We start from the raw sequence: 12,974 nt of genomic DNA, 5'->3' as shown, positions 1-12,974 counted from the left end.
ACCCGCGGCGGTGGGCCACGTCAGCCGAAATCCGGGGTCAATCGGTAGACCAGCGAGTTGCCGATGGTCTGCGACGGGTAGTGCGCGGCCACCCAGTCTGCGATCTCACGGGTATGAGCCGCACTGTGGTTCGGCGCCCGCAGCACCTTCCCGTGGGTCGGTGATCCGCCCTTGCCGGCCTCTACGTAGTAGCTGATGCGTCCCGCGTGCACGTAGTCGATGAACTGGTCCAGCGTGGGTACCGGATCGCCGCTCCAGCCACCGACCGCCAGCACCGCGGTACCTGACGCGAGCTCGAGCGCCGCCGCTGATTGCGCACCGTTTGTGGCGGCCGACCATTGAGTGCGGGTCCCCCGAAGCAGCTCGGCCAGTTCTGGACTGACGGCATCCTCACCCGGCCAACCGGCGTCGCGCACGTGGGAGGGGAGCATGGCAACCGGTGACGCGCCGTGGTGTGGAGTCCGGGCGGTGGCAACCGAGTACGACAGCGGTGCGGTAAGCACGGCCAACACCGCGACCAGTGCCACCGCCGACCGCCCGGACAGCGCGGCCACAGCGGCCGCGCCCACCGCGACGGCGACAATCACCCACGGCAGCCAACCAGGTCCGAAGTGATTGTAGTGCAACAACACTGCCGGCCAGACGGTGGCCGCGGCAGCGAGCAGCACCAGCGCCAGGCGGCCGTCGACGCGGGTGCGGTCGCGCCATGCCCAGGCCGCGGCCAGGGCGCACAGCGCCGCGACCGCCGGTGCCAGTACCACGCTGTAGTACGGGTGGATGGTGCCGGTCATGTAGCTGAGCACCAGCGCGGCCACCACGAGCCAGCAACCCCACAGCAGCAGGGAAGCCTGCTCGTTGCGGTCGAGCCGGCCACGACCGGCGAGATAGCCGCCGTAGATCAGCGCAACGGCCGATGCCGGTAGCAGCCAAGAGATTTCGTTGCCCATCTCGAAGCTGAACAGTCGCGCTAGGCCGCTGGCGGCGGCAGGCGCATGGAACGTTGCGACCGTGGTACCGGCCTGACCGACCATCCGGCTGAGCCCGTTGTACCCAAACGCCAGATCCAGCACCGAGTTGTTCCGGGAACTGCCGACGTACGGGCGCGAGCCCGGCGGGATCAGCGACACGATCAGCACCCACCAACCGGCCCCGGCAACCAGGGCAGCGGCACCGATGGCCAGATGCTGCAGTCGCCGTCGCCAATTGAGCTGCGTCAGCAGCAGGTAGCTCAATACGAACCCGGGAAGAACCAGTACCGCCTGCAGCATCTTGGTGAGAAACGCGGTGCCCAAGACAAATCCGGAAACTGTCAGCCACCGCCACGAACCGGCGGCCACCGCACGGGTCATGCCATACGCCGCCGCCGTCAGCAGCAGCACCAGCAGGGCATCTGGATTGTTGAACCGGAAGATCAGGGCCGCGGCCGGGGTCGAGGCCAACGTCGCACCCGCCAGCAGTCCGGCCGCCCGCGCCAGGGCCGGATCGGAGATCGACCGTCGCACAGTCGAATACAGCACACCAACCGCGGCCACACCCATCAGCGCCTGCGGGACCAGCACCGACCAGCTGCTCAGTCCGAACACCCGAACGGCCAGTCCGGTCGGCCACAGCGACGCCGGTGGCTTGTCGACCGTGATGAAGTTCTGCGAGTCCAGCGATCCGAAGAACCACGCCGACCAACTTTGCGCGCCGGCCTGCGCCGCCGCGGCGTAGTAGGTGTTCCCGTAACCGCTGGCTGACAACCCCCACAGATATAGCACCGCGGTTGCTGCCAGGAGTACGACGAGCGCGCCGTGCGTGCGGAGCTTCGTCACGTCAAGTCGAACAGGTCAGCTGCATTGTGGTACAGCACTTTTCGCAACCAGTCATCGTCGACCAGCTCGGTGAGCACCCCGATGGCGTCGGCGTATCGGTAGGGGATGTTCGGGAAGTCGCTACCGAACAAGATGCGATCGCCAAGCGCCTGCAACCGCGGCATCTCGGCCGGCGGGAATGGCATGGTTTCTTCTACGAACGGGGTGAACGCCATGGTGGTATCCAGTCGCACCTCGTCGAATTGCTCGCACACGTCAAGGAAGTCGCTGTACTCGGGCATACCCATGTGCGCCACGATCAGTTTCAGGCCGGGGTACCGGTCCAGAACCATGCGGATTTGTTTGGGCCCAGTATGCGCACCGGGCTGCGGTCCGGAGCCGCAGTGGATGATCACCGGAACACCGGCGTCGTCGATGGTGCCCCAGACGTCGTCGAGCAGAGGGTTGGACGGGTGGTAACCGCCGACCTGAACATGCGCCTTGAACACCTGGGCGCCGCCGGCGATGGCGTCGGTCACATAGGCGGCCGCACCGGGTTCAGGAAAGAACGTCGCAGTGGACAGGCAGTCCGGGGTGTCGGCGGCGAACTGCGCGGCCCACTGGTTCAGCCACGCCGCCATCTCGGGCTTGTGCGGATAGACCAGCGAGGTGAACGCCAGCACCCCGAACCCGCGCAGGGTCTGCAGCCGGTGCTGCTCCTCGGTGCGGTAGGTGATCGGCCACGTGCGCCCGACCAGCGGCCCGGCGTCGTCGAAGTACTTCCACACCTTGTCCATGACGGGCTTGGGCATGAAGTGGGTGTGCACATCTACCAGGCCGGGAAGGCCCAGTGACTGCCAAATTTCGCGTACTGACTCGTCCATCACCTAAGAGAATGGCAGGCCACGCATTGCCGCCCGCGGCAGGATGGACGTGTGTGGAACCCAGATGTGTACCTGGCCTTCGCCGACCACCGTGGGCGACCGTTCTATGACCTGCTGGCCCGGGTCGGTGCGCAGATGCCGCGGCGGGTCGTGGATCTGGGCTGCGGGCCGGGCAATCTGACCGCCACGCTGGCGCAGCGGTGGCCGGGTGCGGCGCTCGAACCGCTGGACAGCTCACCGGAGATGGTGGCGGCGGCACGCGCCAGAGGAATCGACGCTGAGGTGGTCGACGCGAGCGACTGGTCGCCGTGCCCGGACACCGATGTTCTGGTGAGCAATGCTGTGCTGCAATGGATTCCGAATCATCGCGAGCTGTTGCGGCGCTGGGTCGCCGCGCTGCCGGAAGGCGCCTGGTTGGCGTTCCAGGTGCCGGGCAACTTCGACTCGCCGTCGCATCGGGCAGTGCGGGAGGTGGCCCGCCGGGAGCCGTTTGCCGGCGCATTGGCGGACTTCACGTTCCGCGAAGGCAAGGTGGTCGAGGACCCGGCGGGCTACGCCGCGCTGCTGACCGCCGAGGGCTGCGCGGTCGATGCGTGGGAGACCACGTACCTACATCATTTGAGTGGGCCGACGCCGGTGCTGGACTGGATCACCGGCACAGCGTTGACCGACGTGCGCGCCGGGCTGACCGATGACGCCTGGGAGGAGTATCGGCGACAGATCATCCCGGTGCTGGCAGAGGCATATCCGCCGCAGCCCGACGGCACGACGTTCTTCCCGTTCCGCCGCATCTTCGTGGTCGCTCAGGTGCCCGCAAAAGCGTGATTTGTGCACGATTTGGTGCGGTGAGCGCCGAAAATCGTGCACAAATCACTGCCAGGCGAAGACCGGCTGCTCCAGCTCGTCCACCGGGTCAGGGCGGCCCTCCAGCCCCAGCCAGCGCAGCTGAAGCAGGATCGCTCCGGTGGGCGCGAAAATCCGGTCGTTGCCCAACGGAATCTGCACCACCGGGCGAGGGCTCTCGGGAATCGACACAAACCGCGGGGAGTCCGCGCGCTGCAACTGGTGCAGCCCGATCCGGTAGACGGCCACCACCTCATCGGGCGCCGGGCGCGGGTCGAGCCGGCCGCCGCCCCACATCACCACCGGCGTCATGATGTAGCCAGAGCGGGTCGGGTAGTCGTCGAGCAGGCCCAACACGGAGTCGGCCGGCAACTCGGTGCCGACCTCCTCGTGCAGTTCGCGCAGCGCCGCTTCCACCACTGTTTCGCCCGGATCCAGCCGGCCGCCCGGCAGGGCCCACTGGGCGGAATGGGAGCTCAATCGGGATGTCCTGCGGCACAACAGGAATGCCGCGCCACCGGCGACGTCGACCATGCGGCCGTCCAAGCCCTGCTCGGGCATCTCCCGTCCGTCGATCCAGTCGTCAACCGGAGCCGGATCGATCCGATCCTCGCCCGGCTCGGAGTCCACCAGCACGACGGCCACCGCGGCGTGCCGCTTGGTCGGGTCGTCGACCACCCGACGCCGGTGCCCGGCCAGGTGGGAGCGGATCCGCTCGCGCAGTTCGTCGTCGTAAGGGATGGTCACGGTTCCGGACACTACGCCGGGCCGTGCGGCTCAAGCGGTCGGAGGCATGCCGCAGGCCAGATAGACGTACTTGTGCGGCACGTTGAAGGTGAACTCGCGCACCGGCAGGGCAGCTATGACGGGCTCAGGCAGCGGAGCTTTGTAGCGCAACGACATCGAGCCCGAGAAGCACGGGTCGATCAGCGAGATGTCCGGCGCGTCGAGCAGCAGGCCGGTCTCGTCGAGCTCGGCCCGCACCATGGTTCCCGGCGGGCTGTCCCATGCATGGTCGACGGTCTTGGCGCCCTTCTTGGGCACCGAAGAGAGCGTGCCCAGCACCCGCTTCTCGGTCAGCACGAGCGCGCCGACCAAGCTACGGATGGTGTTCTTGGCGACCTTGCCCGGCACGTGCCCGGCGAGCCGGAAGGTCACCGGCACGAACTCAGCGACATGGATGATGCCCTCGGCCCGCAATTGATCGCGGATGTCTTCGGGCAGCGTTCCGATGCCCAGCATCTTGCGCAGCAGGACGGCCATAGCCGCACCTTACGCCCGCTGGGTTCAGTCCTGCGCCAGAAGCACGTGCGCGCCGGTCTTGTCCGTCGAGAGGCACAGGGAGCAGATGTATCCGCCGTCGTTGGCCGGGTCCGCCAGCATGTCCGGTCGCTCGTACTCGTGGTGGCAATGGCCGCACAGCAGGTGCGCATCGGACGGGTTGCCGTGCTCGTCGTACATCGGCAGGTCAATGCCGTCGTCGGTACGCCGCAGGTAGTAATTGCCCTTGGTCGCGATGGCCAGCAGCGGCGGCAGCACCAGGCCCAGCCCGATCGCCACCAGCGGCGAGTATGGCCGCAATGCCTCACCGAGTCCGCCGAAGAACGCCACGACCGAGAGGCCCGCGGCGAGAAGCATGGACCCGAAGCCCACCGGGTTGACGTTGTACAGCATGCCGCGGCGGAACTCCGGCTGCTTGGGTGAGAGCTTCAGCAGGAACTTGTTGAAGACGATGTCGCTGGCCACCACCACGATCCAGGCCATACCGCAGTTGGCGTAGAACCCGAGGATGGTGTTCAGGAAGTCAAACATGTTGGCTTCCATCAGGATCAGCGCAATGGCCAGGTTGACCCCGAGGAATACCACCCGGCCCGGGTAGTGCTTGGTGACCCGGGTGAACGAGTTGGTCCAGGCCAACGATCCGGAGTAGGCGTTGGTCACGTTGATCTTGATCTGGCTGATCACCACCAGCGTCACCGCGAGCACCAAAGCCAGCCAGCGGGGCAGGAAGTTGTCGTAGATCTCCAGGAACTGGTGCACCGGCTGGTTCGCCACGCCGGCGCTGTCGGCGACATGGGCGATCAGGTACACGGCCAGGAACAGCCCGACGATCTGCTTTCCCTGGTGGCGGTTAGCTGGTCGTGATCAAGGGTTTCGGTATCGGCCACTTCGCTGGCCTGCCGCTCGCGACTGAGCTCCTGGGTCATGTTTAGCGAAGCTATGGGTCAATTGTTTCTAGTCCGTGACGGTCACGTTCCGACTGGCAATGGGGTGTGCCCCTGCCATTGAGGCTGCGTTCACGGTGCCCGCTACTCGAACGACTGCGCCGTGGCGGCAGAGTGAAGACGCAGACGTAGGGAGAGGAGAGCGCCGATGACTACCCGGACCAGGTGGCTGACCGGGCTTGCTGCGGTGCTCGGCTACGGCCTGTTGTGGCTGGGCTGGGTGCAGCACTGGTCCTGGCTGGACTGGTTCGACAACGCACTGTTGGACGCGGCGCACCGCTATGGGATGGCGCATCACGGCTGGGTACGTGGCTGGAATCTGCTGTGCGACGTGTTCCACCCGGGCATCTTCGAGTTGGTCGGTGTCGTCGCTGGGGCTGTCGAACTTGCGCGCCGGCACTGGCGACGGTCGGTCTTCCTGCTGGTGGGGGTGGCTCTCGCTGGCGTCGTCACCGAGATCAGCAAGGACATCGCGCGACGGCCCAGACCGCTGACCGCGCTGGTGCATGAGCCGTCCTGGTCGTTCCCATCCGGCCACGCTCTGGGCACCATGGCCGGGGCGCTCGGATTGTGTGCGGTGCTGTTGCCGTTGCTCGGCCTGACCTGGCGCCGGGTGGTCGCCGTCAGTGCCGTCGTGGTGGTGCTGCTGGTCGGAGCGGGGCGAGTCATTCTGAACGTTCACAATCCGAGCGACGTGCTGGCCGGATGGCTGCTGGGCTACACGTGGTTTCTGGTGTGTCTGCCGATCCTGGGCTCGCGCGTCACGTCGGCGCCGCCCGAGCCGGCTTCAGACGACGCCCGGAACCAGCTGAATCCTGATGGCGGTACCACCGTCGAATCCTGATCGTGTCTAAACCTTGACCCGCCCTGACTTGACCCCCGTATGACCGTTCCAGACCATGGACGGGTGCGCCGACTGCTTGCGTTGCTGTGTGCTGCCGGGCTGGCGGTATCGCTGGCGCCGTTCGCCAGCGCCACCGTCACGCCCTGGTTCGCGAACTCGGTCGGCAACGCTACGCAGGTGATTTCCGTTGTGGGTGTTGGTGGTTCGTCGGCCAAGATGGACGTGTACCAGAAAGGCGCGGCCGGTTGGGACGCCATCGGCATCGGCATCCCCGCCAAGATCGGCTCCAACGGCATGGTCCCGCAGAGCCACGACGGCAACGGCGCCACCCCGATGGGCATCTTCACCCTGCCGTTCGCGTTCGGCACTGCACCCAACCCTGGAACCGGCCTGCAGTACGTGCAGGTGACGCCCGACCATTGGTGGGACGGTGATGTACACAGCCCGACCTACAACACCATGCAGGTGTGTAAGAAGGCGCAATGTCCGTTCAACACGGACCCGGCGAGCGGCACCGAGAACCTGGACATCGCGCCCTATAAGCACGCCGTGGTGATGGGCGTCAACCCGCAGCGGGTGCCCGGTGACGGCGGGGCATTCTTCCTGCACGTCACCGATGGCAGTCCGACTGCCGGATGCGTGGCGATCGACGACGACACACTGGTGAAGGTAATGAAGTGGTTGCAGCCCGGTGCACTTATCGCGGTCTCCAAGTAGGGCTGGCGAGGGTTGGAAGGCGACGGGACGAAGTCCCGCCGGGGGATCAAATATGAAGGGCGGCACCGGGTTTCAATTTGAAGTTCAAGTTCTCCAGAGACATGGTCGCATCGTAGGTGCGCTGGTAGCCGGTGGCGCAGATGCGCCAGCCGTCAGCGGTGCGGCGGTAGCGATCGTGGTAGAAGGCGGCGCCGATGAGCATGAAGTTGAAGTCAGCTGCGATGACGCGGTCCTGGAGGTACCAGGTGCCCGTCGCTTCGTCGCCGTCGACCTCGATCTCAGGATGGGTGACGCGGTGCTCGGTGATGATTTCCGGCCCCAACGAGGTGCGCATGAACCGCACCAGCGATTCCCGATCGGAGAAGTTCAGTTGATCGTCACCAACCGACGACCCGTACGTGCCAGCCACGTCCTCGGTGAGCGTGGCGGCGAACTCGTCCCAGTTCTTGGTGTCCAGCGCGCGCAGGTACCGGTACTTGACTTGCTTGATCTCATCGATGTCGCTCATGCCGCACATTGCAACACACCCAGTGCCGACGGTCGGTTGGTTTCGTGCACAGCGCCGGCACAGCAAACCAAAAGCAATCTGCGAGAAGGGCGTTCGTGGTGTGTCGGACCAGCGGTAACGCCGCGCGGCGCTAGGGTGGATGCGTTATGAGCGACCCGCTGGGGTTGTCGATCGGGACGACCAACCTGGTTGCGGCACGTGTCGGCGATCCACCTGTTGTGCGGCGCGCGGTTTTGAGTCTGTTCAGCGACCGCGCGCCGACCGTTGGTATCTGCTGCAATGGGTCCGCCAACGGGGCGGTCACCCTCAAGGGGTTCGTCGACCGGGTCGGTGACCCGGTTCCGTTGGTGGCGCCCGACGGCACGTCCTATCACGCTGACCAATTGGTCGCCGAGGCGCTCGACGCGCTGGTCGAGGCCGCCGGCGGTGAACCACCGGCAGGGCAGCTGGCCATTTCCGTTCCGGCGTACTGGAACACCACCACTCTGCGGGCAATGCGGAACGTGATGCGCTCGAATCCAGCCTTGGCGCCCAACGGGATTCCCGCTCGTCTGGTATCCGACGCGGTCGCATCGCTGACCGCGCTACACGCCAACCCGGGGCTGTCGGATACCGGCTTTGCGGCGCTACTGGACTTCGGCGGTGGGGGTACCAGCATCACGCTGGCCGATGCCGCGTCGTCGTTCGAGCCCATCGAGACCAAGCGCTACACCGAGTTTTCCGGTGCGCACGTCGACCAGCTGCTGATGGGGCATGTTCTCGACGGCATCTCGGCGGGTTCCGGGGCCGCCGACGCCGAAGGCACCGCGGCCGTCAGCTCACTGGAGGCGCTACGCGAATCATGCCGTGCGGCAAAGGAACAACTGTCCGACGACGAGACTGCGACCATCCCGGTGGACATCCCGGCCCATAGCGACACGGTTCAGATCAGCCGGGCCGAGTTGGATTCGCTGCTGACCGAACCGCTGCAGGGTGTCCTCGACGAACTCGATGACCTGTTGCAGCGCAACAGCATTGGCTGGAACGACATCACCTCGGTGGTGGCGGTGGGCGGCGGGGCACGGGTTCCGCTGGTATCCCGGCTGCTGACCGAACATGTGCGGGCCAAGCGGGTGGGCAGTGCGGTGGTGACCACCGGGCAGCCAGCGCTCGATGCAGCGGTCGGTGCCGCACTGTTCGCGGTGTACGGGGCCGACGCCGATGCCCGCACCGGGATGGCACCCGCGGTGTTGCTGGACGGCACCCAGGCCATGGCGGTCGCTGAACTGGGCCCCGACACCGGGCCGGCGACTGCGCCCGCATTGGCCGACCTGGACCTGCCTGCCGATACCGCAGCAGATCGTGCGGTGAAAGCCGGCAGCGCAGCGCTGGCCTGGTCCCAGGATGACGACGCCACCGGCGAACCGTTGCCCTACACCGGCCAGGACCCTTACCTCGACACCACGACGACCCGAGCGGTCGCGAAATATGTACGACCGGCCGGGTCGGTGACCGCGGGGCCCTCCAAGGCCTGGCAGCGGTTTCCGTTGGCGGTCTTCGGCATTGCTGCGGTCGCGGCTATCGCCGCCGTCGGGGGTGTGACCGTGGCACTGACCAGTAGCAATAACGAAGCCCCGGCTCCGGCGCCACCGCCGGTCACCAGCCGCCCACCGGCGCCGGTGACCACGCAGGCTCCGCCGCCACCTCCGCCGCCGCCCAGCACTGTCACGGTGACCAGCGAGGTACTGGCGCCCGCGCCGCCGCCACCTCCGCCACCCCCTCCGCCGCCGACTCACGAAGCTCCGGTGACGGTCACGCACACGGCACCGCCGGCGGCGCCACACACCACGGTGACTCATGCGCCGACGACCACACCTCCTCCGGTCACCACGACCGCGCCACCCCCATCCCCACCGCCGTCACCGGTGACCACGACCTCTGAGACACCGACGATGACGACGAGCTATATCCGGGTGCCGTTTGTCCCGGTGCCCATTCCGATTCAGGTGCCCAAGGGTCCGGATCAACCGTCCGAATCGCAGGCTCCGACGAATCCGTACTACCCGGGTCAGCAGCAGTATCCGTATCAGCAATACCCGCAACAACAGCCGTACCCGCAGCAGCTGTACCCCCAGCAGCAATATCCGCAATACCAGCCGCAATATCCCTACTAGCTGCCACAACCGCCAGCGCTCCGGTTGTTGAACCAGCGGTACACAGATAGTTCACAGTAAATATTGCGCTGTGCAGTTTGCCGCGGAATGCGGGCATGCGGGACAGTTGTCTAATGCAGTTGAACAAGACAAAAACGCGTGTCCGTGCACTGGCGTTACTCGGTGCCGCAGCTGTGGTGGCAATGGCTGCGTTGGTCACAACGCTGAGCGAGGAACCGAGCGGCAGCGCCGTGGCCGGTTCGGGTGACTCGCCCACCAACACCGTGTACTCCAAGCCCAATGTGCCGGGGATGACCCAAGGCGCGACCGCGACCTGGGAGCCGCCGGCGACCACCGAGGCAACCATGAGCGCGACTCCGCCCATCAAGCACTGACGCACAGTTGAGCATTAAGGCAATATGAGAGGCATGAAGCTTGCATTGGGCGTTGCCACGTCGGTTGCCCTGAGTGCCGCTGCCCTGATCGGAAGTGGCGCGGCATGGGCCGGTACTCCGCCCCACGTAGTCGGTCACAAGTACAGCGACGCGCAGTCCTACCTGAGTGCGGCGGGCTACACCCCGATTGTGTCCACCACCGTGGGCGACCACAAGCAATGGGCGGACTGCATTGTGACCAGCCAGGTTACCCGGTCGGTCGCCGCGCCGCGGAACAGCAGCGGCTCATCGAGTAATCAGGTGCTGGTCTCGTTGAACTGCGACAACATCGTGGCATCGGCGGAGGCTCCGGGTAATTCGGCGGGCAGCCCGGTGGGTTCGCAGGCCGCGGTGTCGTTGACGGCGTCGGCTGCCTCTGTCGCGGCGTCGGAGTCCGCGGCGGCTGCGGAGGCAGCTGCGGCTGCCGGCCAAGGCGGCTGATCCTTCCTGGTTGTACATCTGAGCGGGTGGTCACGCGAGGCGTGACCACCCGTCTTTTTCCATTTCGGGAGTCCTTGCGATTTCGGGTTCATTTCGCCCGCTACCCGGCGGGCGAGACGGAATTGTTTTGCGCAGTCACCGGCGTGCCTGACGTTTTGCTGTATTTGCTCCGCATGGTGCAAATGCGACTGTCTTGTCTTGAACTTTGCTAAGTGTGAGCGGTAGGTGTTTGCTGCATTGGTGCCCATTGCGCCGCTGAGGCGGGTGTGGCCAGTGATGTTCGGCATGTCGGGAGTTGCGCAATGGCCGACTCAACGGCTTTCATGTTGCACGTGCCGGAAATTGATCGACGCAACATGATGCTGATGTCGGGAATTGGCCTCCTCGCGGCTGCGATGCCAACCGCTGAGGCCCACGCTGATGTGCCCGGTACGGGCCGGCCGACGCCACCGTTGGCGCCGCCCGCCGCGCAGTCGCAGAACTACATCTTCCATGACGAGTTCGACGGCCCCGCCGGTTCGCCACCGGACCCGTCGAAGTGGAACATCGCAACGCACCGCGAGTACATCAAGAAACCGGTGTTCTGGGACCGCCCCGAGAACATGGGCCAATACCGCGACGACCGCGACCACGTCTTCCTGGACGGCAATGGCAATCTGGTCATCCGCGCCACCCGGGACGGCAACGGGCGATACACCAGCGGCAAGGTGAAGGGCACCTTCTGGGGTGGTATCAACACCACCTGGGAAGCCCGGATCAAGTTCGACTGCCTGACCCTGGGCTGCTGGCCCGCATGGTGGCTGTCCAATGACCACCCGGTCGTCGGCGGCGAGATCGATCTGGCCGAGTGGTACGGCAATGGCGAGTGGCCTTCGGGCACCACTGTGCACGCCCGCTCGGACGGCACCTCCTTCGCCACCAACCCGTACCCCATCGATGGCGGCTGGCATCGCTGGCGTGTCGCCTGGAACGACCAGGGCATGTCCTTCTGGCAGGACTACGTCGACGGCTTGCCGCCGTACTTCGAGGTGCCGGCCAACTCGATCGACGACTGGCCGTTCAACCTGCCCGACTACCGGGTGTTCCCGGTGCTGAACCTGGCGGTGGCCGGTTCGGGCGGTGGTGACCCCAAGGGCGGCAGCTACCCCGCGGACATGCTCGTCGACTACGTACGGGTCTGGTAGACCCGCGACGGACGCGTCAGGGCCTCTTTTTTTGGGGCCGTTCGCGCGTCCTTGCCTGACTGCCCTTGCCTTTACTGCGGGCCACGCCCGCGGAATGTGGTGCCGGCGCGCTCCAACAGTCCGCGCACGCGGGTGATGCCGTAGCCGGTCTCATCGGCGAGTTGGCGGATGCTCTCGCCGTTCTCGTATCGGATGCGTAATTCCTTGCCGATGCGTTCGGCGGTCGCGGGGTCCAACCGGACATGCTTGGTGACCTTGGGGAGCTCTATCGCGCCGCCGGCGTAACCCTTGTGCACCCGGCCACGCGGGGTGATCTCCTCGGCCGCCTCGTCGCCCCAGACAGTCCAGCCCGGCTGCGGATGGCGAGCGAACAGCTCCAGGTGCGGGCCGGGGGAGCAGGCCTCGATGAAGTCGTACTGCTCGTCCGGCTTGCGCGAGTGCTCGCGTTTGCGAGTCTCGATCATGTTGACCTGGCTGCGGGCGTGCGGCAGCGTCCGCATGCTGCCGCGGACGCCGAACAGCACGATCTCGGTGACGTTGCGGAAATAGAAGCCGACGCCTCGACCGTCCGGCCCGCCGTCCTTGCGGCGTTTGGCCCAGATGACGTTGGAGACATAGCGATAGCCCCAGGCCTCCATGACCCGCAGTCCCTCGGGGAGCAGCGCGTTGGGGACCCACAGGTACAGATGCGAGTCGCGGGCGGCCACAGTGGACACCGGAATGTCGCAGATGGCCTCCAAATCCAGCGTGGAGTACCGGTCCAGCCGACGGTGTTCGGGCGCGACCTTGCCGGTGCGATTGGTGAAACGCCAAGGGGGATCAGCCAATACGGTCTTCCAGCCACCCTCAATAGTCGGCAGTGGCGGCGGCGCGGCGATGTCACGCAGGGCAGCGGACTTGGGTTGCTCGCCTGCCTGGTCGCGAACCTTCGCCACGTTGTCCACTCCTATGGGTATCCGAACTAGATCT

General features: G+C 66.1%; 13 protein-coding genes and 1 pseudogene. 7 read left to right on the top strand and 7 right to left on the bottom strand.

Going from position 1 to position 12,974, the window contains the following annotated elements; translation table 11 throughout:
- Window positions 1–20 precede the first annotated feature (20 nt).
- Together M2432_RS04575 and M2432_RS04570 are read right to left on the bottom strand one after the other, a co-directional pair.
- The gene (locus M2432_RS04575; RefSeq protein ID WP_280825565.1) at window positions 21–1,814 is read right to left on the bottom strand and encodes a glycosyltransferase family 39 protein; all 1,794 of its coding nucleotides are present in this window, start codon (window positions 1,812–1,814) and stop codon (window positions 21–23) included.
- A complete protein-coding gene (locus tag M2432_RS04570; protein ID WP_280825564.1) occupies window positions 1,811–2,677 on the bottom strand; it encodes an amidohydrolase family protein in 867 nt (288 codons plus the stop codon). The genes M2432_RS04575 and M2432_RS04570 overlap by 4 nt, the downstream gene beginning before the upstream one ends.
- A 51-nt stretch (window positions 2,678–2,728) precedes the next feature.
- Here M2432_RS04570 and M2432_RS04565 point away from each other — a divergent pair, with 51 nt between their 5' ends.
- A complete protein-coding gene (locus M2432_RS04565) occupies window positions 2,729–3,502 on the top strand; it encodes a trans-aconitate 2-methyltransferase (RefSeq protein ID WP_280825563.1) in 774 nt (257 codons plus the stop codon).
- 45 nt (window positions 3,503–3,547) lie between these two features.
- Here the strand turns inward: M2432_RS04565 and M2432_RS04560 are convergent, their stop codons facing one another.
- The 3 genes and pseudogenes from M2432_RS04560 to M2432_RS04550 all read right to left on the bottom strand — a co-directional run.
- The gene (locus M2432_RS04560; RefSeq protein ID WP_280825562.1) at window positions 3,548–4,267 is read right to left on the bottom strand and encodes a CoA pyrophosphatase; all 720 of its coding nucleotides are present in this window, start codon (window positions 4,265–4,267) and stop codon (window positions 3,548–3,550) included.
- A gap of 30 nt (window positions 4,268–4,297) precedes the next feature.
- Complete coding sequence (locus M2432_RS04555; RefSeq protein WP_280825561.1) at window positions 4,298–4,783, bottom strand: hypothetical protein; 486 nt, start codon at window positions 4,781–4,783, stop codon at window positions 4,298–4,300.
- 24 nt (window positions 4,784–4,807) lie between these two features.
- Window positions 4,808–5,638, bottom strand: a pseudogene (locus M2432_RS04550) (hypothetical protein); the annotation flags it as partial.
- Window positions 5,639–5,893: 255 nt separating this feature from the next.
- Here M2432_RS04550 and M2432_RS04545 point away from each other — a divergent pair.
- Window positions 5,894–6,589, top strand: a complete 696-nt coding sequence (locus M2432_RS04545) for a phosphatase PAP2 family protein (RefSeq protein WP_280825560.1) — start codon at window positions 5,894–5,896, stop codon at window positions 6,587–6,589.
- Between the two features lie 63 nt (window positions 6,590–6,652).
- A complete protein-coding gene (locus M2432_RS04540) occupies window positions 6,653–7,306 on the top strand; it encodes a L,D-transpeptidase family protein (RefSeq protein WP_280825747.1) in 654 nt (217 codons plus the stop codon).
- 46 nt (window positions 7,307–7,352) lie between these two features.
- Here the strand turns inward: M2432_RS04540 and M2432_RS04535 are convergent, their stop codons facing one another.
- Window positions 7,353–7,814 (bottom strand): nuclear transport factor 2 family protein, encoded by a 462-nt coding sequence (locus M2432_RS04535; protein WP_280825559.1) that lies wholly within the window; start codon window positions 7,812–7,814, stop codon window positions 7,353–7,355.
- Between the two features lie 146 nt (window positions 7,815–7,960).
- Here M2432_RS04535 and M2432_RS04530 point away from each other — a divergent pair, with 146 nt between their 5' ends.
- The 4 genes from M2432_RS04530 to M2432_RS04515 all read left to right on the top strand — a co-directional run bounded on the left by M2432_RS04530 (window position 7,961) and on the right by M2432_RS04515 (window position 12,005).
- Window positions 7,961–9,967: an Hsp70 family protein gene (locus tag M2432_RS04530; RefSeq protein WP_280825558.1), complete on the top strand. Its 2,007-nt coding sequence runs from the start codon at window positions 7,961–7,963 to the stop codon at window positions 9,965–9,967.
- A 113-nt stretch (window positions 9,968–10,080) separates the two neighbouring features.
- Window positions 10,081–10,341 carry a hypothetical protein gene (locus M2432_RS04525; RefSeq protein ID WP_280825557.1) on the top strand — a complete coding sequence of 87 codons (261 nt, stop codon included), beginning with the start codon at window positions 10,081–10,083 and terminating at the stop codon, window positions 10,339–10,341.
- Window positions 10,342–10,374: 33 nt separating this feature from the next.
- On the top strand, window positions 10,375–10,821 hold the full coding sequence (locus M2432_RS04520) for a hypothetical protein (RefSeq protein WP_280825556.1): 447 nt from the start codon (window positions 10,375–10,377) through the stop codon (window positions 10,819–10,821).
- Between the two features lie 341 nt (window positions 10,822–11,162).
- The gene (locus M2432_RS04515; protein ID WP_280825746.1) at window positions 11,163–12,005 is read left to right on the top strand and encodes a glycoside hydrolase family 16 protein; all 843 of its coding nucleotides are present in this window, start codon (window positions 11,163–11,165) and stop codon (window positions 12,003–12,005) included.
- Window positions 12,006–12,076: 71 nt separating this feature from the next.
- Here the strand turns inward: M2432_RS04515 and M2432_RS04510 are convergent, their stop codons facing one another.
- The gene (locus M2432_RS04510; RefSeq protein WP_280825555.1) at window positions 12,077–12,940 is read right to left on the bottom strand and encodes an MT-A70 family methyltransferase; all 864 of its coding nucleotides are present in this window, start codon (window positions 12,938–12,940) and stop codon (window positions 12,077–12,079) included.
- Window positions 12,941–12,974 lie beyond the last annotated feature (34 nt).

It is taken from the genome of Mycobacterium sp. OTB74 (assembly GCF_029892685.1).
Taxonomy (GTDB): domain Bacteria; phylum Actinomycetota; class Actinomycetes; order Mycobacteriales; family Mycobacteriaceae; genus Mycobacterium.
Note: the sequence above shows the minus strand (reverse complement) of the source record. Positions and strands in the feature narration are given on the sequence as shown.

Coding starts and splice junctions, on each gene's coding strand:
- M2432_RS04570 (WP_280825564.1), bottom strand. CDS start 2,677: ATGGACGAGTCAGTACGCGAAATTTGGCAGTCACTGGGCCTTCCCGGC.
- M2432_RS04545 (WP_280825560.1), top strand. CDS start 5,894: ATGACTACCCGGACCAGGTGGCTGACCGGGCTTGCTGCGGTGCTCGGC.
- M2432_RS04535 (WP_280825559.1), bottom strand. CDS start 7,814: ATGAGCGACATCGATGAGATCAAGCAAGTCAAGTACCGGTACCTGCGC.
- M2432_RS04520 (WP_280825556.1), top strand. CDS start 10,375: ATGAAGCTTGCATTGGGCGTTGCCACGTCGGTTGCCCTGAGTGCCGCT.
- M2432_RS04525 (WP_280825557.1), top strand. CDS start 10,081: ATGCAGTTGAACAAGACAAAAACGCGTGTCCGTGCACTGGCGTTACTC.
- M2432_RS04555 (WP_280825561.1), bottom strand. CDS start 4,783: ATGGCCGTCCTGCTGCGCAAGATGCTGGGCATCGGAACGCTGCCCGAA.
- M2432_RS04530 (WP_280825558.1), top strand. CDS start 7,961: ATGAGCGACCCGCTGGGGTTGTCGATCGGGACGACCAACCTGGTTGCG.